The 24,194-nt window shown below is 33.7% G+C and carries 28 protein-coding genes and 1 riboswitch; of the genes, 13 read left to right on the top strand and 15 right to left on the bottom strand.

The window, feature by feature from the left end:
• Window positions 1–68: 68 nt before the first annotated feature.
• From ACSBPO_RS05415 to ACSBPO_RS05390, 6 genes are all read left to right on the top strand, one after another.
• Window positions 69–1,478: a YheC/YheD family endospore coat-associated protein gene (locus tag ACSBPO_RS05415; RefSeq protein WP_442599048.1), complete on the top strand. Its 1,410-nt coding sequence runs from the start codon at window positions 69–71 to the stop codon at window positions 1,476–1,478.
• Window positions 1,479–2,582 carry a YheC/YheD family endospore coat-associated protein gene (locus tag ACSBPO_RS05410; RefSeq protein WP_442599047.1) on the top strand — a complete coding sequence of 368 codons (1,104 nt, stop codon included), beginning with the start codon at window positions 1,479–1,481 and terminating at the stop codon, window positions 2,580–2,582.
• Entirely contained in the window at window positions 2,560–3,927 is a 1,368-nt protein-coding gene (locus tag ACSBPO_RS05405) for a YheC/YheD family endospore coat-associated protein (protein WP_442599046.1), read from the top strand. Before ACSBPO_RS05410 ends, ACSBPO_RS05405 begins: the two co-directional genes overlap by 23 nt.
• Window positions 3,924–5,108 carry a YheC/YheD family endospore coat-associated protein gene (locus ACSBPO_RS05400; protein WP_442599045.1) on the top strand — a complete coding sequence of 395 codons (1,185 nt, stop codon included), beginning with the start codon at window positions 3,924–3,926 and terminating at the stop codon, window positions 5,106–5,108. The genes ACSBPO_RS05405 and ACSBPO_RS05400 overlap by 4 nt, the downstream gene beginning before the upstream one ends.
• A 70-nt stretch (window positions 5,109–5,178) precedes the next feature.
• Window positions 5,179–5,391: a YheE family protein gene (locus tag ACSBPO_RS05395; protein ID WP_442599044.1), complete on the top strand. Its 213-nt coding sequence runs from the start codon at window positions 5,179–5,181 to the stop codon at window positions 5,389–5,391.
• Between the two features lie 66 nt (window positions 5,392–5,457).
• Window positions 5,458–5,640, top strand: a complete 183-nt coding sequence (locus ACSBPO_RS05390) for a hypothetical protein (protein WP_442599043.1) — start codon at window positions 5,458–5,460, stop codon at window positions 5,638–5,640.
• Between the two features lie 50 nt (window positions 5,641–5,690).
• On the opposite strand, the gene ACSBPO_RS05385 is transcribed toward ACSBPO_RS05390, so the two are convergent.
• Window positions 5,691–5,957, bottom strand: a complete 267-nt coding sequence (locus tag ACSBPO_RS05385) for a metal-sensitive transcriptional regulator (RefSeq protein ID WP_442599042.1) — start codon at window positions 5,955–5,957, stop codon at window positions 5,691–5,693.
• Window positions 5,958–6,095: 138 nt separating this feature from the next.
• Here ACSBPO_RS05385 and ACSBPO_RS05380 point away from each other — a divergent pair, with 138 nt between their 5' ends.
• On the top strand, window positions 6,096–6,995 hold the full coding sequence (locus tag ACSBPO_RS05380; RefSeq protein ID WP_442599041.1) for a PucR family transcriptional regulator: 900 nt from the start codon (window positions 6,096–6,098) through the stop codon (window positions 6,993–6,995).
• Window positions 6,996–7,109: 114 nt separating this feature from the next.
• Window positions 7,110–8,207, top strand: coding sequence for an ABC transporter ATP-binding protein (locus tag ACSBPO_RS05375; protein ID WP_442599040.1), 1,098 nt, complete (start codon window positions 7,110–7,112; stop codon window positions 8,205–8,207).
• Between the two features lie 41 nt (window positions 8,208–8,248).
• On the opposite strand, the gene ACSBPO_RS05370 is transcribed toward ACSBPO_RS05375, so the two are convergent.
• Window positions 8,249–8,488 carry a hypothetical protein gene (locus ACSBPO_RS05370; protein WP_442599039.1) on the bottom strand — a complete coding sequence of 80 codons (240 nt, stop codon included), beginning with the start codon at window positions 8,486–8,488 and terminating at the stop codon, window positions 8,249–8,251.
• Between the two features lie 386 nt (window positions 8,489–8,874).
• Between ACSBPO_RS05370 and ACSBPO_RS05365 the strand changes: the two genes are divergently transcribed.
• Window positions 8,875–9,078, top strand: a complete 204-nt coding sequence (locus tag ACSBPO_RS05365) for a small, acid-soluble spore protein, alpha/beta type (protein ID WP_442599038.1) — start codon at window positions 8,875–8,877, stop codon at window positions 9,076–9,078.
• Window positions 9,079–9,432: 354 nt separating this feature from the next.
• Here ACSBPO_RS05365 and ACSBPO_RS05360 read toward each other — a convergent pair whose 3' ends face one another.
• From ACSBPO_RS05360 to ACSBPO_RS05325, 8 genes are all read right to left on the bottom strand, one after another.
• Window positions 9,433–11,448, bottom strand: coding sequence for an ABC transporter ATP-binding protein (locus ACSBPO_RS05360; RefSeq protein ID WP_442599037.1), 2,016 nt, complete (start codon window positions 11,446–11,448; stop codon window positions 9,433–9,435).
• Complete coding sequence (locus ACSBPO_RS05355; protein ID WP_442599036.1) at window positions 11,445–13,205, bottom strand: ABC transporter ATP-binding protein; 1,761 nt, start codon at window positions 13,203–13,205, stop codon at window positions 11,445–11,447. Before ACSBPO_RS05355 ends, ACSBPO_RS05360 begins: the two co-directional genes overlap by 4 nt.
• A 412-nt stretch (window positions 13,206–13,617) precedes the next feature.
• On the bottom strand, window positions 13,618–13,932 hold the full coding sequence (locus ACSBPO_RS05350) for a YbjQ family protein (protein ID WP_442599035.1): 315 nt from the start codon (window positions 13,930–13,932) through the stop codon (window positions 13,618–13,620).
• A complete protein-coding gene (locus ACSBPO_RS05345) occupies window positions 13,913–14,116 on the bottom strand; it encodes a hypothetical protein (RefSeq protein ID WP_442599034.1) in 204 nt (67 codons plus the stop codon). Before ACSBPO_RS05345 ends, ACSBPO_RS05350 begins: the two co-directional genes overlap by 20 nt.
• A gap of 19 nt (window positions 14,117–14,135) precedes the next feature.
• The gene (locus ACSBPO_RS05340; protein ID WP_442599033.1) at window positions 14,136–14,336 is read right to left on the bottom strand and encodes a sigma-Y antisigma factor component; all 201 of its coding nucleotides are present in this window, start codon (window positions 14,334–14,336) and stop codon (window positions 14,136–14,138) included.
• Window positions 14,329–14,676, bottom strand: a complete 348-nt coding sequence (locus ACSBPO_RS05335) for a DUF5345 family protein (protein ID WP_442599032.1) — start codon at window positions 14,674–14,676, stop codon at window positions 14,329–14,331. The genes ACSBPO_RS05340 and ACSBPO_RS05335 overlap by 8 nt, the downstream gene beginning before the upstream one ends.
• Entirely contained in the window at window positions 14,630–15,193 is a 564-nt protein-coding gene (gene sigY, locus ACSBPO_RS05330; RefSeq protein ID WP_442599031.1) for an RNA polymerase sigma factor SigY, read from the bottom strand. Before sigY ends, ACSBPO_RS05335 begins: the two co-directional genes overlap by 47 nt.
• A 121-nt stretch (window positions 15,194–15,314) precedes the next feature.
• Window positions 15,315–16,601, bottom strand: coding sequence for an MFS transporter (locus ACSBPO_RS05325; RefSeq protein WP_442599030.1), 1,287 nt, complete (start codon window positions 16,599–16,601; stop codon window positions 15,315–15,317).
• A gap of 199 nt (window positions 16,602–16,800) precedes the next feature.
• Here ACSBPO_RS05325 and ACSBPO_RS05320 point away from each other — a divergent pair, with 199 nt between their 5' ends.
• Window positions 16,801–17,121, top strand: coding sequence for an HPr family phosphocarrier protein (locus tag ACSBPO_RS05320; RefSeq protein ID WP_442599029.1), 321 nt, complete (start codon window positions 16,801–16,803; stop codon window positions 17,119–17,121).
• A gap of 74 nt (window positions 17,122–17,195) precedes the next feature.
• On the opposite strand, the gene thiT is transcribed toward ACSBPO_RS05320, so the two are convergent.
• Window positions 17,196–17,765, bottom strand: a complete 570-nt coding sequence (thiT, locus tag ACSBPO_RS05315) for an energy-coupled thiamine transporter ThiT (RefSeq protein ID WP_442599028.1) — start codon at window positions 17,763–17,765, stop codon at window positions 17,196–17,198.
• A gap of 126 nt (window positions 17,766–17,891) precedes the next feature.
• Window positions 17,892–17,999: riboswitch (TPP riboswitch) on the bottom strand.
• Window positions 18,000–18,274: 275 nt separating this feature from the next.
• Here thiT and ACSBPO_RS05310 point away from each other — a divergent pair.
• Entirely contained in the window at window positions 18,275–19,414 is a 1,140-nt protein-coding gene (locus ACSBPO_RS05310; RefSeq protein WP_442599027.1) for a histidine kinase N-terminal domain-containing protein, read from the top strand.
• Between the two features lie 11 nt (window positions 19,415–19,425).
• Window positions 19,426–19,968 (top strand): GNAT family N-acetyltransferase, encoded by a 543-nt coding sequence (locus tag ACSBPO_RS05305; RefSeq protein WP_442599026.1) that lies wholly within the window; start codon window positions 19,426–19,428, stop codon window positions 19,966–19,968.
• A 59-nt stretch (window positions 19,969–20,027) separates the two neighbouring features.
• Here the strand turns inward: ACSBPO_RS05305 and ACSBPO_RS05300 are convergent, their stop codons facing one another.
• The 4 genes from ACSBPO_RS05300 to ACSBPO_RS05285 form a co-directional block, all read right to left on the bottom strand.
• Complete coding sequence (locus ACSBPO_RS05300; RefSeq protein ID WP_442599025.1) at window positions 20,028–21,611, bottom strand: DHA2 family efflux MFS transporter permease subunit; 1,584 nt, start codon at window positions 21,609–21,611, stop codon at window positions 20,028–20,030.
• 153 nt (window positions 21,612–21,764) lie between these two features.
• On the bottom strand, window positions 21,765–22,655 hold the full coding sequence (locus ACSBPO_RS05295) for a TetR/AcrR family transcriptional regulator (protein ID WP_442599024.1): 891 nt from the start codon (window positions 22,653–22,655) through the stop codon (window positions 21,765–21,767).
• 111 nt (window positions 22,656–22,766) lie between these two features.
• Window positions 22,767–23,030, bottom strand: a complete 264-nt coding sequence (locus tag ACSBPO_RS05290; protein ID WP_442599023.1) for a CGCGG family putative rSAM-modified RiPP protein — start codon at window positions 23,028–23,030, stop codon at window positions 22,767–22,769.
• A gap of 38 nt (window positions 23,031–23,068) precedes the next feature.
• Complete coding sequence (locus ACSBPO_RS05285) at window positions 23,069–23,368, bottom strand: hypothetical protein (protein WP_442599022.1); 300 nt, start codon at window positions 23,366–23,368, stop codon at window positions 23,069–23,071.
• 255 nt (window positions 23,369–23,623) lie between these two features.
• Between ACSBPO_RS05285 and ACSBPO_RS05280 the strand changes: the two genes are divergently transcribed.
• Window positions 23,624–24,130 (top strand): CBO0543 family protein, encoded by a 507-nt coding sequence (locus ACSBPO_RS05280; protein WP_442599021.1) that lies wholly within the window; start codon window positions 23,624–23,626, stop codon window positions 24,128–24,130.
• The last annotated feature ends 64 nt before the right edge of the window (window positions 24,131–24,194 follow it).

Here is a 24,194-nt window from a genome sequence, read left to right as displayed (position 1 = left end):
ATATCCATTTAAGCCCAACTATTATTATAATTCTACATTTCATGACGAGCAAATGAGGATTGGTACTTGTGAATAATTTTATCCCAATTAGGGTTGTTCCCCATCAGATTCACACTACAAATGAAATGTCGCTATTTATTTCAAGACCATTGATAAAAAAATGGAAACTAAAATTAAATAGCATGATTAAAGTTTGTATTGGGAAGCATTATATGACTCTTGAAGTCTGTGAAAATGAGAGTAATGAAGATCTGATTTTAATATCCGAACGTTTATTAGAGGAAAGCTACTTACCCATTCAAACTTACACTTTCTTTGCTCAATTTATAAATTCTGCCCATACTCTTCGTCTAGCGCCACTCATTGGTTTATTAACGGAAGTAAATGAGGATGATCTGGAAAACCCAAACTTTCGATCTGTTCATTCCTTTAGCGAGGAATTAGATTATGTGACTAATCATCTAGGTGGTTTTTTCTATGTTTTCTCCCTTCAAAGTATGAATGAAGGCTTCATTACCGGCTTTTATAACCAAGATGGGAAATGGAATAAAGCTCGTCTTCCCATACCCGATGTCATTTATAACCGAATCCACTCACGAAGGATTGAGCATAGTACCTCTTTCCACCAGTTTCGAGATCAAATACAATCAGATTTCATTCCTATGTTCAATGACCGTTTTTTATCAAAGTGGGAGGTATACGATGTTTTATTTACAGAAGAACATTTACGTGCCTTTATTCCTTCAACGAAGTTATATTCGAAGAAAAATTTAGAAGATATGCTCGATCAACATGATACTTTATTTATAAAACCAATTCATGGGAGTCAAGGAAGAAATATAATCCGATTAGAAAAAGAAGGTTTCTCCTCCTATTCCATTCAATTTAGTTATTTTAAAGAAAAACAAAATAGTCTTCACATAACCAACTTAGATGAGCTACATGTTACCCTCCTTCCTTTTATAAAAAAGAGCTCATATTTAATCCAACAAGGCATACCCTTTATTCAACACCAAAATCGCTTTATTGATTTTCGAGTGCTTTGTCATAAAAACAACCAAGATATTTGGAATGTCACTTCTTCCGTAGCCCGTCTTTCTGCGGATAAACAATTTGTTTCCAACATCGCTCGTGGAGGAGAAACAATGAAACCATTAAAAGCTCTAAGTCTATTTTTTGACCGGAAAACAGCCAAGCAACAAATGGTACTCATGAAGGAATTAGCAGTAGAGTTTGCTTCTATAATGGGCCAAAACTCCGAGGGATTGACTGGTGAACTGGGAATAGACATTGGAATCGATAAGGAAGGTCATCCTTGGTTAATTGAAATAAACTCTAAACCCTCAAAGAACTTTGAAGAACAAGAAATAAAAATTAGACCTTCGGCGAAAGCCATAGTATCTTATTGCCTATATCTTGGACTTGAACACGCCACTCAAAAACTTCATGGGTATAGCTCCATAAAGGAGGAAACATAATTGAATACATTTGGAATCCTGACAACGAAGGATACTGAAATTCATTATTTTACTGAAATCGCAAAAAGGGCTTCACATGTAGGAATGACTTGTTGTCGGTTTTTTCCGATTGACATTGATCCTATATCGCAAGAAGTTACCGGACAGATGTTTAATTCCGAAAATAATAAGTGGGAACATTCCGTATTTCCAATCCCCAAAATACTTTATGACCGTTGTTTTTACAGCCGAGATTCTCTATCACAAAAGTGTATTCCCATTGTTTCTTGGTTAAAAAGCAGAGAGGATATCTATTTTCTAGGATACGGCTTACCTAATAAACTAGAATTATATCATGTGCTAAATCAATCTTCCCTTAGTCCGTATCTCCCCCCTTCCAAACCAATTAAACTTCCAACGGATGTTATAAAGGAACTACAAACAGTAGAGAAAATCGTTCTTAAACCCATTGCAGGTTCACAGGGAAACGGAATATTTTTAATTGAAGCTGGCCCACAAAAATTGATTTCTGTTAAAACCTTCAATCGCCGTAAACATATTTATCGAGAATTTACACAATCTACTATATTTTTATCCTGGATGGATACCCTTCTCTCTAAAATGGATTATTTTATGCAGCCCTATCTTGAACTTACTAATAAACTAGGAGAACCCTTTGATGTAAGAGCCCTTTTACAAAAGCAAGAAAATGGGGAATGGACGGAACGTGGGCGAGGTATTAGAGTCGGTCACAAAGATGGAATCCTGTCAAACATAAGTGCGGGAGGATATATAAGGGAATACGAACCGTGGATTAAACAATTATTTTCAACTTCATTCGAATATATTGATAATGAGTTAAACGATATCCTATTTAAACTTCCATCCATTTTGGAAAATACATTTATGCCTTTATTTGAATTAGGCATCGATATCGGGATTGCTAAAAATGGAGGCATTTGGATTCTGGATATCAATTCAAAACCAGGTAGAAAAGTTATCCAAGAAACTTCTCCCGGTAAGAACGATGAACTTTACTATGCTCCCCTTCTGTATGGAAAAACGTTAACGAACTCTGAAAATAAAGAGAGGAAGAGATACGATGCGAAAACGTTATCCAATTAAATTCAGTTCACAATTGGTCAAAACCGTTTATTACCCTGCTGAGCTTAAATCAAAATGGAACAATGTCGAACGTATTGCTTTTGGAAGTTATTCCTGTGAAGCGAAGATAAAATCGCATCCTCAAAACCAAGATATCATTGTCATAAGTGAGGATTTAAAAGACGAATTACATTTTCCAGATATGATGATTCCACTACACCTTTTCTACGAAAATGACACACTCTTTATCGGACCCATTGTAGGAATCTTCACCTCTGGATTTACTCCATTTCCATTAAGACCCATAGGTGATCGCTCCTTATTTTTTTCAAAATTACTATCAGTCGAAAAATCAGTTGGGGCTATTACCTTTGTATTTGGAGAACAACATATTAATTGGGAAGAAGGATTAATTGAGGGTTATTTTTATCATGCAAACGGATGGGAGAAGCATATAGTTCCATTTCCAAATGTTGTTTATGATAGACTTCCAAATCGATTAAGTGAAAACAGAAAAGAACAACGTTTAGTGAAGGAACGGATGCAATCAGAGTACTTAATACCTTGGTATAATCCTGGGTTTTTTAATAAATTGGATATTTACGAAAGGCTTTACAATGACATCTCTGTTTCGCAGTATCTTCCAGAAACAGAACCCTTTACCTCTTTTTCTGCCATAGAACAAATGCTATCCCAATATGGCCATGTTTATATTAAGCCTATTAACGGTAGTCTCGGGCTAGGAGTACATCAACTCCTTTTCGACAAGGTCGAAAATTATTATTATTGTCGATATTATGATGAAGATGGAGAGAAAAAGCTAAGAAAATTCTCAACATTAGAGAGTTTAATGAATACTATTTTCCGTAGACGTTCTCTAGAAAAAATGATTGTTCAACAAGGTATTCCATTACTTAGATATGAAAACCGCCCCATTGATTTTCGTATTCACTCTAATAAGGACGCAAATGGGAACTGGCAAATTACAGCTATGGCCGCAAAGATTGCTGGTATTGGTAGTGCCACTACCCATGTTAAAAAGGGCGGACTCATAAAATCATTGGATGAAATCTTTAATCAAGAAGAAAAAAAGCTCTATATTCCTAAACTTAGAGAGGCTGCCCTAAAGCTAAGCCAATCGCTCGAAAAAAATCTAGAAGGAATCATCGGGGAAATTGGATTTGATTTAGGCATTGATAAGGAAGGGAATGTTTGGCTATTTGAAGCGAATTCAAAACCCGGTCGGTCTATTTTTACCCACCCACAATTAAAAGAATTTGACCTTTTAACAAGAAAACTTTCCATTGCATTTGCCATTTTCCTCACTGAAAAGTCGATTTATTCACCAGGGGAAATATTCAAATGAATATTTTCTATTGTCGAGAGACCAAAAAATGGTTTCATGATAATGACCAAGTTTATACATTTGGTGGCTCCCATAAAGAGCTTATACCTGAATCTAAAACAAGTACAAATCAGGAAATCCCTTTTCAGTTATCGTTAAAGGACCAACATATTGGTCCTTTAATTGGCATTATGACTTCTTCAAGAAATAAATCATTAGTAGGAAACTGGCAGCTTTTTATTCGAATACAAAATGAATTGCTTAGAGCAAATGCCCTATCCATTGTATTTTCCTATGAAGATGTATATGATGACGGCTGGCTAGAAGGCTATGTTTTTCTGCCTTCACAGAAGGAATGGCTAAAAGCGAAAATTCCCTATCCTGATCTCATCTACAATCGGGTTCCATATAGAAAAGATGAAAAATCAGAGCGATATGATACTTGTTTAGCCAGATTTCATGAAAAATGTATTCCTATTTTTAATCCAGGGTTTATTGATAAATACCAGTTATATCAAATTTTAAAAAAGAATCAAGTGGTCAAACACTACCTTCCCGATACCATTCTGATTGAATCATCTAAACAACTTCAATCTTTTATTGAAAAGCATAAGGATATTTATATAAAACCGAGGGAATTATCAAAAGGACAAAAGATTGTCAGGGTCTATTATCATAAGAACCGATTCATTATGGAATCACAAAAAGAATGCAAAATGTTTCATAATATTGAAAGCTTATGTCATGACCTTAATTACATTCTTACCACTAAGAGGTTCATTGCCCAATCTACTATTGTTCCAGCACTTATTGACGATAAACGGTTTGATTTTAGAATCATTGCCCATTGGTCCGTATACAAGAAGAATTATATCGTGACAGGAATAGCCATTCGTGCCTCTGATTCTTATCGGCTAACGACTCATTTAATGAATGGTGGAAGTATTTTTCCATATAAGCGAATTCAAAGTGAAAGCCATGATTCCTTCATAAAAATGTTGGTAGAAGAAATCGGTGCAGCACTATCATCTGAACTAGGTTTTTTTGGTGAGTTCTCGATAGATGCTGGCTTAAGTAGGGATGGGAACTATGTTCTTTATGAAGTAAACTCTAAACCGATGAGCTTTGACGAGAAGGAAATCGAACAAAAACGTATCGTTATGCTATGTGAATTATTTATTCGAATATTATCAGATAGCTAGTAAGAAGGCCGCCTCTGTCCTTCTTCTTTTTTTTGCACCTATTTGATAAAATGGCGATGGAGGGATTGACATGATTACACATTTTCAATATAAAGCTTTATACCAACACCAACAATTACCTGGTTGGACTTTCTCATTTTATTTTCAAAAACAAAAGTTTTCAGGTATTTATCACCCTGATGGAACAATCGAATGGACATCCAGCCTTCCGAAATCGGAGGACGAAGCTACATTAAAAGAGCAAATTCATGAGTTAATGCTTTTTCATGTGTACGATAAATAATGTAACCATTTTACATAGTATGATAATCTCCTTTCTTTGTAAAAATATAAAGAGGAGGTTGTTATGATGAAAGAGAAGAACAATGAACGTTTTGAAGAAGATTTAGCTTATGAAGGAAAAGATAAGGTATATTTAGATGAGGACAGAATCATTAATGAAGGTTTGTCAGGTGGCTCCGTACATATGAGAGGAGAAACCACTAATATTGAGGAAGCAAGAGATCTTGTGGAAGAAGAACCACCAAAGTGAAAAAGGTAAAAAAAGATAGGGAGACTCCCCTAAATGGGGATAAGTCTGCCCTATCTGCTTTTCACGAGCATATTCACCGCTTCTTGTATTGCATCTTCCGCATTTTGACCCATATCATTTGCTTCACGAATACATGACTCTAAATTTTTTGCCACAATAAAACCAATTGCACGATCCACAGCAGATCGAACAGCAGATAATTGTGTTACTACTTCTTTACACTCTTTTTCTTCTTCCATCATTCGAAGAACTCCTCTTACTTGTCCTTCCAAACGCTTTAAGCGATTTTTAATTTCTGGTGAATATTCTTGCGTCATTACTAATCCCTTCCCTTGCCAACATATGTATTTAATATTATACCCTATAAATAGGCTTTAACCAGTGAAACTTTTAACATTCTTTTTTTTTACTGATATAATGAAAGATACTTATTACTTAAGACGATGAGGTTTAATATGTTGAAGAAATTATATTCCCTATTTCCAAACTTAATAGTGAAAAATGAGAAACCAGATCCAACCCAAGCTCATATCTGGTTTCTTATTGAAAAAAACAAATGGATTGGAATACCTGAATCTGATTTGGTTGTAGAACAGTTAATTCTTTTAAAAACACTATTTGATTATGTTGAAAGAGATAATGAATTTGTACAAGCATCTTTAATGGCAGAGAAATGGTACCAATATTTATTCCAAAACGGACCGAAACCTCATAATGATGAAAATGATTATCGCTTGATTTATTTCCAATGGTCTAACGGAAAAATCAATCATATGGATTTTGAATCAGCTATCCATGCGTTTTATGACTCCGAAGTAATAGTTGTTTGGGAAAATGATTTTAAAGGAATTATTGTTGAACAAAAAACGAATCACATTTTAATGGAACAAGACTTTATCGCTATGTTTGATACACTTAAATCTGATTTTTTTATTGAACCTCACTACTATATCGGAAAATTCCGTAAGTTAACTGATTCTCTTTTAAGTTTAGTTGAACAAGAAAGGTCATTGTTCGAATATGCAATAAACTCCTTTAAGCAAGATAAACTTTCTCATTTCGAAAAAGTAACACCACAACACATTGCTCTAAATTTACCGAATACTTTAAAAACCATTATTCAACATGATATTTTACCTGTATTTAAAGAGGACCCTGAATTATTTACAACCATTAAATATTTCCTAAAAAATAATATGAATGCTAGCACAACAGCAAAAAATCTATTTATTCATAGAAATACATTGCAATATCGGCTAGAAAAATTCACTGAAAAAACAGGGATTCCATTGAAAGAATTTTATTCAGGAATGACCGTTTACTTAGCATGTATTCTATTTGAAAATCAAGAATGACAAATTGCATAAAGGACAGTAATGAATATTTGTGCACTTTGTCTATATATGAAAATGATTATCTTCGGTACACTAAACCTATGAAAACGATTTCTTAAATAGGAGGCTATTAAAGTGGCTGAATTAAAATTAGATCATATTTATAAAATTTACGATAACAAAGTAACGGCAGTTTCTGATTTCAACCTACACATTCAAGATAAAGAATTTATCGTGTTTGTTGGTCCTTCAGGATGTGGTAAATCTACAACATTACGTATGATTGCTGGACTTGAAGATATTTCAAAAGGTGAGTTCTTTATTGATGGCAAACGTGTAAACGATGTTGCTCCAAAAGATCGTGATATTGCGATGGTTTTCCAGAACTATGCATTATATCCTCATATGACTGTTCGTGATAACATGGCTTTCGGTCTTAAACTTCGTAAGTTTCCGAAAGATGAAATCAATCGTCGCGTTGATGAAGCTGCAAAAATCTTAGGATTAGAAACTTATTTAGATCGTAAGCCAAAAGCATTATCAGGTGGGCAGCGTCAACGTGTTGCTTTAGGTCGTGCAATCGTTCGTGATGCTAAAGTATTCTTAATGGACGAGCCACTTTCTAACCTTGATGCAAAACTACGTGTACAAATGCGTGCTGAAATTGCAAAGCTTCACCAACGTCTTCAAACGACAACAATCTATGTAACGCATGACCAAACAGAAGCTATGACAATGGCAACACGTCTTGTTGTTATGAAAGATGGTGTTATCCAACAAGTTGGTGCACCAAAAGATGTTTATGAAAAACCAGAAAATATCTTTGTTGGCGGATTTATTGGTTCTCCTGCTATGAACTTCTTTAATGGTAAAGTGGAAGATGGTAAATTTGTCATTGGAGATGTCTCCATCGCGATTCCAGAAGGTAAAATGAAAGTACTTCGTGAACAAGGTTATGTTGGTAAAGAAGTTACTCTTGGTGTACGTCCAGAAGATATTCATGACGAGCCTGTATTTATTGAGGCATCAGCAGGAACAAAAATCAATGCAAAAATTGAAGTTTCCGAGTTAACTGGGGCAGAAACAATGCTTTATTCTTCCATCAGCGGCCAAGACTTCATTGCTCGTGTTGATTCCCGTTCTAATATTAAGCCAGGTGATGTAATGGATCTTGCTATTGATATGAACAAAACTCACTTCTTTGATAAAGAGACAGAAGCACGTATCCGATAATATTTTACTTAAACAGCCAATCAAATCGATTGGCTGTTTATTTATTCCTCAATTAACAAAACTTGATCTTTTTGACAAGACAAGCAAGTAAATAGATGTGGACATTGATGATCTGAAAAACTGTTAGGGTAGCCATCCTCTAATTTTAGTTGGTCTATTTCCATATAAGCACTGTAATCATCGTAAAAGTCCATTTCTTTCCCGCTATCAACCATTGTTCCACCACATTGACAATTCAATTGTACTTCTTTAAAGCCATTGCATAGAGGACAAATTCCCATATAATGATCCCCTTCTTTTTCAATACTTAAGATGTACTATTAGGTTGTGTATTTTTCAAAATCCCATAACGGAAGAAATTACCTATTTATTAAAATGAATATTGTCCAAAAAACTTAGCATAATAGACATTACAAAGCAACACAGCAACAAAACAAAACAAAACAAAGCAAAGCAAACAGGAACTGCCAACATGTGAGGAGTTGCAATCTTATTCAACTTAACAGACTTTCCTTTAATCAAATACAAAACCTATAAATTAGATTTCCTTGAAACACACTTTCTTATTACTTCTATAATGGGTTAGGCCAAGGTGGCAATGGTTTATCACCATAAATGGTTCAATTCCATACTAACCCTAAAAAAAAATCAAGAGGAGTGTTAGATTATGGCAAGTAGCAACAACTCAAATCAACTTTTAGTACCGGGAGTAGAGCAAGCTCTAGACCAAATGAAGTATGAAATTGCAAATGAGTTTGGAGTTAATCTTGGCGCAGACACAACTTCTCGTGCTAATGGATCTGTAGGTGGAGAAATTACAAAGCGTTTAGTAGCAATGGCTGAGCAACAATTAGGCGGTTTCCAAAGATAATAATATAAATAACTGAATATGAATGGCTTAAGCCCCCTTTTACAGGGGGCTTCCTACATAAAAAAAACTTGGCAATTCGCCAAGTATTTTTTTATTTATTAATGATGATGTAACTTGTAAAATAAGTAAGAATCATAATACTAGCAATAATTAATGTTACTGAAAACTCTTCCATTTTTTTGCCCCCCAGTTTTATCTGAACAATCCCACTTTTAAATTAGCATAATCTAACCGGAGGGAACGGAAGAGTTGTTTCAATTTTGTGACAAAGTAATGAACATTATATGGAGTTTTTTTTACAGTAAAAATAAACAAAGCAGTCCTTTACTATAAAGCCAAAGGACTGCTTTGTTTTTATCCTGCCAGAGTTTTACCACCGAGCTGTAGTTGATACATTTGAAAGTACTTACCCTTCTTCTCCATTAATTCATCATGATTACCTTTTTCAACAATTTTCCCTCTATCTAAAACTAAAATTTGATCTGCATGACGAATCGTCGATAAACGGTGCGCAATGATAAAAGTGGTTCTTCCTTTTTTTAAGACCTCCATAGCCTCTTGAATTAAGCTTTCTGTCTCTGTATCTATACTGGAGGTCGCCTCGTCTAAAATGAGAATAGCTGGGTTAAAAGCAAGTGCTCTTGCAAATGATATTAACTGACGTTGTCCACTAGAAAGAGTACTCCCCTTTTCAATCACTGGTTCATCAAAACCTTTTTCTAAGTTTTTTAATACCTTATCTGCTCCAACATCTTTTAAAGCTTTTTCAACCTGTTCCCTTGTAATCGAAGGGTCATCAAGGCTAACATTGGAAGCAATCGTACCAGTAAATAAAAACGGATCCTGTAATACAATTCCCATATGTTTTCGCAACGTTTGTCTAGATAATTGGGTAATATCCATTCCATCAATGGATATTTTTCCTTTTTGACAATCATAAAACCGAAATAAAAGATTCATGATTGAACTTTTTCCGGAGCCGGTATGACCAACTAATGCCACTGTTTCTCCATGCTTCGCTTCAAAATCAATATCCTTTAACACATACTCTCCTTCTTTATAACCGAAGGAAACATGCTCAAAACGGACATTACCATTGTAACGGGGAATATCATTTTCACTTACATCTATACCTGGTTCATCTAATAAATGGAAAACTCGTTCTCCCGCAACTAATGCTTGTTCTAGGTTGGCTAACTGATTGACAATCCCCTGTATCGGCTGAAACAAACGATTGATATAATCAACAAATGCATAAAGCATTCCTAACGAAATGATACTATTAATGCTTAAGGATTGGGCACCAAAGTACCAAATAAAAGTGACAAACACTATATTTCTTAATACTGCAACTAAATTATGAGATGTTAACGAATTTAATCGGAGCATTTTGTTTTGGAACATAAAATGTTCTTCATTAAATGCCTCAAATTCTTTTTTCGTTTTGTTCTCCCTACGAAATGCTTGGATAATGTTCATACCTTGAATGGATTCATTTACCACGGCGTTGATATCACTTACTCTAGAACGAATCACATGATTATATTTAGAAGCAAATTTTCTGTAGATGATCATCCAAATAAAAATGATCGGAATCAATAACAAACAGATTGCTGCCAATTTAGGATTCAGAATAAATAATGCAACATAAATACCCGTTAAATAAATACCACTTGTAAAAAAGGTCGAAAGAACAGTTACGTATAATTCCCTTATAGCCTCCGTATCATTTGTTATTCTAGCAACTACCTTTCCAGCTGGTAAATTATCAAAGTATTGGATCGGTAAGCGTTGAATGTGTTTAAAAACATCTTCTCGCATATTTTGAATGATACGATTTGCAGATTTTTGGAGAAGATATTTTTGCCAGTATTGGAAAAATGCTGCAATGACCAATAAGATAAAATACACGCTTAACAGAATGATAATTTTAGATATCTCAGGCTTGTAAAATGTTAATAAACTCTTTCCTTCTAACAGCTCAGCCTTATATGATTGAATCCCCTCTTTACTATTAACGGTAAGAATACCATCTTTATATGAGCGTTTTCCATCCAATGCAATGGCTCCATCAACAAAAACGTAATTTCGTCCTACTTGTAAAACTCGTACTTCCTTACCTTTTGCTTCTCCAGGTTCAAAATACTTTTCACGTTTGTAAAAATGTTCTTTAAAGTTAGCTGTTAACTTTCCTTTTTTCGTTTCAAACCATTTATTTTCAATTCCTAGAATATGTTCATCAATCATTTTTTTAGCTACAAACGGCCCTGCCAAATCTGCAGCTACTGAAATTGACAACATCAATAATGCGGCAATAATGATTCTTTTATATTTTAAAGCATATTGCCATAATCTTTTTCCTTTATTCATGAGGACACCGCCTCCTCTTCTGCTTCACTTTCGACTTGCTGACGAATATATTGATCTCTATACCATCCACCCAATTCCATCAATTGTTCATGCGTTCCTTTTTCGATCATTCTTCCTTCATCTAATACAATAATCTCATCTGCATGCTGAACCGCAGACATTCTGTGTGTCGTAATAATATTTGTTTTTCCATTTCGTTCTTGACGAATATTATCAATGATCCTTTTTTCTGTTTTTGCATCAACAGCAGAAAGAGAATCGTCCAATATCAATATTTCTGGATTTTTGATTAAAGCTCTGGCAATGGAAATCCTTTGCTTCTGTCCACCAGATAATGCAACCCCTTTTTCACCCACTAAAGTATTCAGCCCTTCTGGAAGTAATTCTAAGTCCTTACGGAAGGCTGCTAAGTCAATGGCTCTATCTAGATCCATTTCGGAAGCATCTTCTTGACCAAATAATATATTTTCTTTAACGCTTCTCGAAAAAAGGAAATGATCTTGTGGAACATAACCGATCCAGCCTCTTACTTGATCCAATGACTGTTCCTCAATTGCTACATTGGCAATTGAAATTTCTCCTTTTCCTGTTGGATATTCCCTTAGTAACTGTTTGATAAAAGTTGTTTTTCCACTACCGGTTTTCCCAACAATCCCGAGTGTTTTCCCTTTCAAAAGGTTTACTTCGATATTTTGTAAATTATTTTGCTTAGAAGACGGGTATCGAAAAGTCACATCATGGTATTTGATTGAATCTGGTGTTTGAACCATTACTGGAATAGTTGGGTCTGCTACATCCTCTTGATAGGATAATGTTTCTTGTAATCTGTCTAAAGAAGCATTTCCACGTTGCATAATATTAATCAATTCTCCAATTGCGAACATTGGCCAAATTAACATCCCTAAATAAACATTGAAGGAAACAAGTTCACCAAGCGTTATAATTTGATTAAATACTAAATAGGCACCATAACCTAATCCGATTAAGTAACTTAAACCTACTAAAACTTTAATCGTTGGATCAAATAGAGAATCAATTTGAGCAACCTTTAAGTTCTTATGAAAAACATCTTCCGTCATTTGATGAAAACGGTTTTGATCTGCCTTTTCTTGTACATAAGCACGTATGACCCTTACACCGGAAACAGATTCTAAAACCCGATCATTTAGTTCACCAAATGCATCCTGTGATTCCATAAATCGCGCATGTATTCTTTTTCCATAAATCTTCATTAATAATGCCATGATTGGAAGGGGCAGAATAGATGCTAATGTAAGCTTCCAGCTGATTAAAAAGCCCATCGTAAAAAGTATGGTTAGCATAAAAACACTTGAATCAATTAAAGTTAATATTCCAAATCCCGCTGTTATGGAAATAGCCTTTAAATCATTCGTAGCTCTTGCCATTAAATCTCCCGTACGATTCTTTTCAAAAAAGGTAGGTGTCATCCTTAAAAGATGCCCCATAAAATTAGAACGCAGCTTTCTTTCAACTAAAAAAGCTCCACCAAATAACTGATACATCCAAATATACGTGATTGCGTAAGAGGTTACTGTTAAAGCTATTAAATAGCCGATATATTGTATGAGCCTTTCCATTGACATGGTGCCTAAATGAATATGATCAATAGCCATCCCCACTAGTTTTGGCGGGATAACATCTAGTACCCCCACCAAGATTAATAAGAGAATCGCTACTATATAACGTTTTGAATTTTCTTTAAAAAACCATTTTAACTTCCAAAGTACTGATAACATAATGTTCTCCTCTCTACTATCAATTTAAAATTAAACTAGCCACTCTCTATCTCTCCAGCACTACTCATTAGTAATTGACAAACCATCCATCTCATCATTATTTCCTCCTTTTGTTTTAAAAAATAAAAAAGACATACCGCAAGTATGCGATATGTCTAGATAACTAAAATTGGACATAAAAAGGCACACGTTACGTATAGAGCGTAACCCATGCCTTAAGTTCAACGTATTTAAAAAGACTAAATAATCACAGAAGGATAGGTTACATCATTTATTTTATTTGCAGTCATTAATACATTTACTAAGATCATGATATAGCCCTCCTTTTTCCTTTTTTTTCATCTTTTAGTAGATTAACATCGAACAAGCTCTAAAGTCAATTGTATTTTCGAAATATTTCGAGTCCAATTAATTATTCAACCAATACTGCGGTACCATAAGCTATGATTTCAGAAGTATTTTGCATAATTGCAGCTGATTGCAGTCTCATACCCACAATGGCATTAGCCCCTTTATTTTTTGCATCCTCCACCATCCGTGCAATGGCTCTTTGTCTAGCTTCATCCATCATTTCTGTATATTCTTTAATTTCACCGCCAACAATTGTTTTCAAACCAGCTAAAATGTCCTTCCCGATATGCTTGGATTGTACAATATTACCTTTTACAAAACCTTTAAATTCCTTTATTTCTTTACCAGGTACAAAATCAGTAGTCACGATAATCATTTTCTTCGTCCTCCTTTTTTTCTTTTCTTTTCTCCAACATCAGTAAGAAAAACATGATAAATATGGAAAGTGCATATACGATATAGACGATAATTGCAATTTTAATATTAATAAATAATAAAACAATCCCTACCAGCTGACCAATGATGGCTATAAAAACCAAGAGAAGTTTTAATTTTTCCATAAAAATCTCCTAACTATTGTCAATCAATTCTTTTCTGCCACACTTTTCGAACAAAAATTAAATAGACTATGGTAGGAAATGGAGCTTGAATTAAACCTAGAATTCCCCATAACCAATAATTATGTTGGTTCTTCTTCGCATTAATAAATAAAAAAAGACTTTGGCTCAACAAAATAATGACAACAAACATTATTAATATTGGTGTTGGTTCTTCATTCATAGCCTCTCACCTTCTTTACAAAGTTCATCATGCTGTATATAACAACAAAAGAAATTCCTATCCCTTGTAAAATGATAAATATGATAGGCATTTGATAAAGGGAAATGATGATTCCGCTTAAAATAAAAACAGCAATAAGAGAAAATAATAAAATCTCCTTTTTCCATTTTTCCTTAGCCTTTTGCTTTTGTTCTAATACCAAATTTTCAATCCATTTTTGACTTGGAGTTTCAAATGGCAAACTGTTTAAAGAATCAAGACCATGAGAAATTTGTTTTAATGTTTCATCTATTTCAATTTGTTGATCTATTTTCAATGGAATAACCTTGGATTTCTTCATCCAGCTTTAACTCCTTCCGTACTGTTAATATACCGTTATGAATTCGAGATTTAATGGTCCCAGGTGATAATCTCATCATTATTCCAATCTCATCATATGAATACCCATAATAATGTTTAAGAATAATCGGTATTCGGACCTCTTCTGATAACTTTCCTAATGCAGTTAAGGCATCATTCCATTCTTCATTTCTGCTTTCCAAATGCCACTTTATTTTGCGAAATGATTGCTCTTGTGTTTGCCAATTTTGTTCTCTTTTTGTTTTCCTTAATTGATCCACATATTGATTTGTCGCGATTGAAATCAGCCAGGACGAAAATTTCGATTTTCCATTATAAAGATGTAATTTCTCTATGCACTTCGTCATTGTTTCTTGAGCAATTTCCTCTGCCAAATCTATATTCATCGTTATTTTGATTAAATATTTAACCAAAAAAGGATAGTTTTCATGGAATAGCAAAGCAAAAGCAGAAGTATCGCCCTTTATCGCCAACTTTATTAATTTTTTCTCGTCCATTCCCATCCTCACTTTCGCTCTCTATCCAACCTATCTAAACATAAGACGAACAACCATTACATTTTGTTCATTATTTTTTTTGTTTTTTTCATAAAAAAAAGGTGACTATTGTCACCTTTAACTATAATGCACTTTGTTCAATTGGAGAAACTACTTTAGATTTTTTTTCAGATGAAACTACATATTTTGGTAAGCTTAACATGTAGTAAAAGCCCACTAACATCAAACATCCGCCAACCATCCAATATAGCATCTCTACTGTAAGAACTTTTGGGAATGCAACAGCGATGACACCTAATGTAATGGATTGCGACAACATCATAAGTGGATTAATCCACCCTTGAACTCTTCCCATCATCTTAGGGTCAATAATACTAGGCATCCAACCACCGATGGCAATATTCACGAAAGGAAGACCAAGTGAAGAAATAAACATCAGCCCCATAAATAAATAAATATTGTTAGTAAACGATGATAGAACGGTAAAACTGCCTGAAACTAATAAACCAAATATAATCAATTGATATAATTTGACTTTTTGTGAAAAAATCGATGCAACAAAACTGCCTAATAGGACCCCAGTTCCAAAAATAACACCGATCCAAATGGAAAGCTCTTCATATGAATTTGGTGCAAGCTTATATTTTAAGATAAAGATAGGAATGACAGAAAATCCTCCATTCACAACCCCAAATACAACAAAACCAATCAACAAAGTACTTAGCAGTTTATTGGATAATATATACGAAATCCCCAATTTGAAATCCTTAAATACTAATTTTAAATGTAAATCATTGAATGTGTGTTTTCCATTAGGAAGACGTACTTCTTCAGAAATGTTAACTGACTTTATTAAAATAGCACTTATGAGAAAAGTGATGGCGTCAACAATAATGGCACCATATATTCCTACAGACCAATAAGCAAATATCCCTAGAGCATTACCAAAAAGCATAAATAAGCTCATGACCAACTGATTTAACCCTGCCGCTGTCGTGTATTCATCCTTTTTCAATATTCCTTGCACCATTGCACCTTCAGCTGGCATAAAAAATTTAGAAATCGCACTCCTTAAAAAAAGCATAAAAAAGATTAAAGGCATCCAACCAATTATGATTGCTCCAATTAAGGTAATGGAGAGAATAGCACTAAGCCAATCGCAACTATACGCTATTTTCTGACGATCCATCCTGTCGGCAAACACACCAACAAGAAAGAATACTGCCAATGTCGGTACTGAATACATTAACTCTGTTATGGAAGCATATATAGGCTGATTAGAAAAACGGTCTAGCAGATAAAACATAAATGCGGTTAATCCGATGGTGCTTCCCATTTGGGATGTAAAAGTAGCAAAAAAAAGATTCCGAAACGTTCGATTTTGAAAAATCTCCCGAAATTTTTTCATCCTGCATTCCCCTATTCACGATTTGATACTCTTATCATAGTAAAAAGGGAATATGTGGTATAGCGACTTGTGATGGTTTTTTTCTCATTCTCAAGACGGATGAAGACTGAGCTTTATTTTTTATAGAACTCCTAGTTTATCCAAGATGATTGAGGGTAAAGAAAGATAACTACTTGATATAAAGGGGTTTGTTAATATAATGGAGATCAATTCTACAAAACTAACTATGCATAATAAATTTTGCACAAAAAAAATACTAGATATATTTCAAACCATTAAACAATTTGACGGGAAGACCTATATTTGTTGTAACTACAAAATTATTGATGGAGAAAATTTACCTAGATTAGTTTCTTTTTTACTTACTCTTCAACCCAAAACAAATATTAAAATTATTGCAGAAGGAAGAAATGTCCATAAACATCTTAGCTTGTTAAAAGATATGATGACAAAGAGTGCAGATTATATGAAAGTGAATCCAAAAACAGTGCTGATTTCGAAAAAAACAATGTATATATAAAAAGACACGGAAATGGATCCGTGTCTTTTTGTCTTTAGTTGTTAATCTAGATCTATCTTTTTTCCTAATATGGTTTAAACCATTCTCTTTGGTGCAGCACTAATAACTAAAATAACTACAATAGCACTTATAATGAAGCTAGGTAACATATATGTTCCATTATAAAGTAAAGAATAAAGAGCGACATTTTGGCCCTCAGGAGCATATTCACCGAAGAAAACAATGCCTGAATAAAAATGGGCTAAAAATCTTAAAAGGCTTCCAAGTAAGATACCTATTGTTGCTAATGTCATCCATTTGCCTTTCTTCTGTGCTTGAACTGCACCTTTAACTTGAGAAGCAAAGATTCCTGCTAATCCTAATACGGAAAAGGCAACTAAATAATCGATAATTCCTTGAACTGGTGTATAAATTTGTGAGTATCCTAATACAAACTGAAGTAGTCCAAATAAAAATCCAGTTAATAGCCCACCTTTGATTCCCCATCGCAATGCCATTAAAAACACTGGTACCATTGCAATAGAAACGGATCCACCTTGTGGCCAAATTCTTGAAAATACAAAATTGGATACTAAGTCTAGTAAAAAGGCTAATGCGGTAAAGACTGCAACCTCTACTAGAAATAACGTTTTACTCTGTTTCATTTCTCGTTTCCCCCTTTTTATAATTGGAAACGTCTGACTAACCAACCCACTGTGTTAAAACACGATTGATATAGTTTTTGGCAAATAAAAAAACAATCTGGACGGTTTTGGATGGTCCACATTGCTTCTATCCATAAACCACATTCCTACGCTAGCATTAACTAACAGGTTCAAAGGGTTAGAACTCAAACGCTCACTCTCAGCCGGCTTCCTGCGGCCCCCCTTGTGGAAATTATTTAATTTTAAAAGACAATTTGACTATACAACTATTTATCTTTGTTTACAAGTAAAATATTTTACTAACCACATTATGAATTCAAGTATAATTCCAAACTCACAACCCTTATTACCATATAAATCCAAATTTTGATAGAATTTTTCATCTCTCACTTTTTTTCGCCATAACTTTTCATTTTTCTACAAAACTCGATGAAGGAGATTAACAAAACTGCTCGAATACTATTGCTAACACCTATATTTTAATTTGTTTTACCTTCTGGAGGGCTACTATGTTATCCGAAACTGGATTTTCAAAATTAATAGACTACCTGTTAAGCAGGAAGGAAGAATTATTAAATGAATGGGGCAAAAAAATTATTATTTCATATGATGACCCCTTCAAGTTACAAATTCGTGATAATGGCGAAGCCATGTTTTCGATATTATTAAACATTTTCACGATGACAGATCAACAGTTAGATGATCATCTTAAACGTTTAGCTGCAAAAATCGCTATGGAGAGAGTTCATGCTGATATCAATATCGGTGATTTTGTTTACAATGTTAGCTCTGGGAGAACCATTTTATATCAACAATTATCCCAATCTAAACTTGAATGGGAAGAAATGCAGCAAGCTATGAATAAAATTAACTATTGTTTTGATAAGTTCTTATATTTTGCTGTTTCAAGCTATACAGATGCTAAAAATAAAATCATCCAGGAAAAAACTCATCTTATAGATTCTACTCATGAAGATCGTTTAACACTCTTAGGACAAATGACATCCAGTTTTGTCCATGAATTTAGAAACCCGCTTACTTCGATAAAAGGATTTATCCAATTAATTAAATCAGAGTATCCAGATATGAAATATCTAGATATTATTTCCAATGAACTTGAGCAATTGAATTTTAGAATTTCCCAGTTTCTTTTATTATCCAAAAAGGAACTGATCGGCAAAGAAAAAACAACATTCTCTTTAAATACCATGCTTGAGGAAGTCCTCGTGTTCCTATATCCAAGTATTTTAGATGTTAAAGTAAAAATTATTAAGGAACTACATGATGACGTTAATATTTATGGATACGCAGATGAAATTCGACAGGTTCTTATTAATATTATATTTAATGCTATCGATGTTTTAGGTCACTATCGCATGGAAGAACCAATTATCGAGATAAAGTGCTTTATCATTCCAAATTCTTTTGTACAAATAAACATCGGAAATAATGGACCGATGATTCCAGAAGAGCATCAAAAAACCATTTTTGAACCATTTTTCACAACGAAAAAACTTGGTACAGGTTTAGGACTTTTTGTATGCAGAGAAATTATTGAAAAACATAAAGGTGTTCTAACGTGCAGTTCTCATATGGATCGAACCGTTTTCTCGATTGTTCTTCCGTTAAATAACTCTTCTAATCATTAAAGGAGTATTATATGTTTACATTAAAAGTTGATCATGAAATTGAATTACAATTATTTCAACTCCAACATGCTGATGAGCTTTATAAACTAGTAAATCAAAACCGAATTTATTTACGTCAGTGGTTGCCATGGGTAGATTCGATGGACTCCCCTTTACAGTATCATTCTATTATTCCGATGTGGTTACGGCAATTTGCGGATAATAACGGTTTTAATTTAGGAATACGTTATAAAGGGAATTTAGTGGGATCAATAGGTTTACATCATATTGATTGGAGAAATCTACAGACCTCTATTGGCTATTACCTTGGTGAAGGATATCAGGGCAAGGGAATTATGACCAGAGCTGTTCAAGCTTTGTTAAATTATGTTTTTTTTGATTTACATTTAAACAGAGTCGAGATACGCTGTGGAGAAAAAAATAAGAAGAGCCGTTCCATTCCAGAAAGATTAGGCTTTGTACAAGAAGGAATCATTCGTGATGGTGAAAACCTTTACGGTCATTTTCACCACTTAGTTGTTTATGGCATGTTAGAAAAGGATTGGAGAAAGTAATGAAATGGATATATAGGAGGATGACATTTTATTTTGTCATCCTCCTTTTTGTTTCTTGATTATGATTCTGGTTGTTCCTGTAGTTTTAATTCCTCATTTGCTTGGTCACGTTTGATTCTACTACTTCCTACTGATAAAGCCACAATAACTCCTAGAGCAATAAAAAGTAAACCAAACATAAAAAGGGACGAAAATGATTCTGCCCATACTAATTTGATTGATGTAACGATTCCATTCCTAATTTCACCAGGAACCGGAAGGACATCCGGTTTCAACAATACTCCAAATAATTGGTCTGTTTCCTTTCCTAGTTCTTCTAAAACTTTTGCACTAACAGGGTTCTTCTCTGCCGAAACTGCTTCCTTCATCTTATCCTGTATCGAGTGATTCATCATCGCATTTAAAATGGTCACTCCAATAGTTCCTCCTATTGAACGGAAAAATGTTGAAGCAGATGTAACTGAACCCAATTGATTTTTTGGGAATTCATTTTGAATGGCAATCATTAAGGTTGGCATAACTAACCCCATACCTAAACCTAAAATGATCATATAAAGATAAGCAGTTAATTCACTTGAGCTTACTCCCATTGTACTCATTAAGAAAAAGCCCAGCGAAGTAATGAGCATCCCAAATGTTAAAACTGTCCTAAATCGAAACTTTAATAATAGTCTTCCACCAATTACACTTGCTAAAATGAGGGCAATCATCATTGGGGTCATAGTTGAACCTGCCCTAGTTGGCGTAACACCTAAAATTCCTTGCATAAACATAGGAACAAACATGATGGCTCCAAACATTCCTAACCCTAGTAAAAATCCTAATATATTCGTTGTGGCAAAAATGCGATTTTTAAATAAACGCAAATCAAGAATAGGCTCTACGGCTTTCTTTTCAAAAATAAAGAAAAGAATCAATAGGATAACAACTGCACCAAATAACAGTAAGCTAGTGGACGATAACCATGCAAACTTGTCGCCACCAAAAGTTAGTCCTAATAAAAATAAAACAATGGCTGGAATTAAAGTTAAGATCCCTAAATAATCAATATCGACTTTCCCATTTTTTCGGACTTCTTCATTTTTCAGACCAATAAAAATCATGAATGTAGAAATTAATCCAAAGGGAACATTAATGTAGAAAATGGAATGCCAGCTTATGGAATCTACAAGAAGGCCTCCAATAAATGGACCAATGACTGAACTGAGTCCATATATTGCACCAAAAACGCCTTGCCATTTTGCCCTTTGTTCAGCTGTAAAAATATCTCCAATAATGGTTTGTGATAATGGCATAATCATTCCACCGCCAATACCTTGGATCGCGCGGTAAATGATAAGCTGCTCCATTGATTGGGCTGTTCCACATAGGGCAGATCCAGCAATAAAGATGATATTTCCTAATAAATATAGCTTCCGTCTCCCATATATGTCTGACAATTTTCCAACGATGGGGATAACGGTTGTTGAGGTAATCATGTAAGCAGTCGTAACCCAAGCAAAAATGGAAAATCCATTTAAATCACCTATTATGGTTGGCATTGCTGTACCAACAATGGTCTGTTCTAATGCACTAAAAAACATCCCAATTATTAATCCGGTTAAGATTAATTTTGTGTTCAATTGTTTTTGTTCCTGTACCATCCATATCACCTTCTAGTGTCTTATATTCTGTTTACAAACCAATCATTGACCAACGAGTCACCTTATTTTATATCCATTTGACCAATCGGTCAATAAATTTAAAAATAAAAAAAAGATAAACAAAATAGAGTTAGCATGGTCTATTTTGTCTATCTATTTTTCTACCTTTGGAAGTTGAAAGATGGTTAAAATTTGATGTATATGTTTATCAAATTGTTGAACACCAGAGAAGTTTGATAACATACCTTGGATCACAGCAGTTCTAGGTTTTTCACGTGATACTTCTGCTTCAAGTACATCTAAAGAAATCTCAAGGTTTTCTTTATCTTCAATGTTATCTAACTGCATCCGCATCTCAGTAAATATCTGATGAATCTGTTCTGTTTCTTTTGATAAAAATGATTTGGTTTTAAATAATATTTTATCCATTACACTTTCTGAAAATAATGGCTGCTCATCCAATAAATCTTTATAGATAGAATCCATTCGTTTTAATAAATATTCAGCTAGCTCATTAAGGTCAATTTGCTCAAAATCAAAAAGTAGGATTCGATTAAAGGATTGAATTAAACCGTCCATTAATACGGATAAATCCCATAAATACGGTTTTGACTCTAGTCCATAGATAGAAGTAAAACCATTTCTATAAAACTGTAGTGTTTCTAATCTCATGGTGTAGATAAGCTTTTTAGTTGAATCATTTTTAGGAACAGCCTGTTCTTTTGTAATCATAATAAGAAATTCTTTATGATCTAAGAGCTTTTGAAATAAAATTTTTAATTGATGTGTAAACTTTTCACGTGGATTGTAGGTGTCATTCTTAAATTCAAATATTTCTTTTTTAAAACTTTGATGATAGTAATGAAAAATCGCCAATAATAAAGCATCCTTGGATTTGAAATGTAAATAAAAGGCTCCTTTTGATATTCCACTATTATTCGCTATTTCTTGAATGGATGTGGAAGAAAAACCTTTTTTGGCAAATAGTTTTATCGCTTCCTCAATAATTACTTTCTCTTTTTCATTAACCTTAATGAGAATCACCTACGATCTACAATCATTCTTTTCTAGTCTGAAATATCTTATCGAAATATGACCGAATAGTCAATAATTGAAAAAAGAGTAGCCAACCAAATGTTAGGCTACTCTTTCTAATTAATTTTCCTTTTTCCATACCCTTAGAACGTATCCTCCGCAACCACATTGATCAATAAACTTCATTGAAATGTTTTCTTTGTAAAGTTCTTCTAGTAAAGGTTGCAAATAATCGACTGGATTTCCAAAATGACTGGAGGTTACCAAATTCACATAAAATCCAGGCCTTGTTATATCAACAGCTTCAATTGCATCCTTAATAATTAGATCGATATCATCTTCATATTCGTCATGCTCAAGATCTTTCGTCCAATCCTTGTTCATTTTATAGCCCCCTTGTTTTGCTAAAAAGAGAACTGTATCTATGCCTTAGACTTTAAAATAATGATCTCTTCCTCGGCTTTGGCAAGCATAAGAAGTTGAGAATCTAAACGCTTTTGAATAGATTTAATCTCATCACTGCCATTTCCAGAAAAATTCTCTTTTAACTCTTCTAATGCCTCTTTTATATCTGAAAGGTCAATTTGATTTACAGCTACTCTATGTTCAATACTATCGACTTTTTCCAATCTTGCTAATCTTTTCTCAATACTTTCTAATTTCTCGTTGTAAGAGAGGACAACTGTTTTAATTTCCTCTAATGATTTCAATAATCTCTCCATTTGGAATGTCACCTCTTCTTTTCTATATTTAAATCTTAACACCATTTTTAATATAAAGATGTTACAAATTAAGCAACAAATAATTCAGGAAAATATTTGAACCTAAAAAATGAAAAAAAGGCATAAGCCAATTTCTATTGTCATTCCTTTCATTGTATTAAAACTTGTTGGAATTTAATTGTAAATAAAAGTAAATAATATAAATAATGACTAATTCTCTATTTGTAAAAATTTCATTATTCAAGGGGTTTGATCATGCACCTATTAATTGCAAGTGTCCTTGGTATAACAGCTTATTTTAAAGGGAATTGGAGGGAGTGGAATAAATATCATTCAACTATCTTATATGTGGTAAACTTAAATCTATTGTATGAAGTACTTTGCCACGATAAGCTCTTATGGGTATACAATCCAACCCTCTTCCCTAAGTCTCAAATCTTTACAACTTTAATTTATAGCTTTTTTGTTTTACCAAGTATTACACTCATTTTTTTATCTAATTATCCGTTCAAAGAAGGGAAGAATAAAAAAGCTTTTTATATCCTTAAATGGGTTATTGCCTCGTATATAATTGAATCCATCTATATTTACTTTGATAAAATTGATTTAAAAAACGGCTACAAACATTGGATGGAACCATTGTTTTACATTGTTATGTACCTCATGATTCGTTTGCACTTTTCCCGTCCATTTTTAACGTATAGTTTATCCTTCGTTATCATAGTGGTATTACTTAACTTTTTTCACATTCCCATTAAATAATGGTAATATCCCCCCTATAAGGGGGCAAAAAATAGATTGCGAAACCACTGTATCCTCAGAAGCT

The sequence above is a fragment of the Neobacillus sp. D3-1R genome, assembly GCF_052180215.1.
Lineage (GTDB): Bacteria > Bacillota > Bacilli > Bacillales > Cytobacillaceae > Pseudoneobacillus.
The sequence above is the reverse complement of the archived record's forward strand: the minus strand, read 5'-3'. Positions and strand labels throughout refer to the sequence as shown.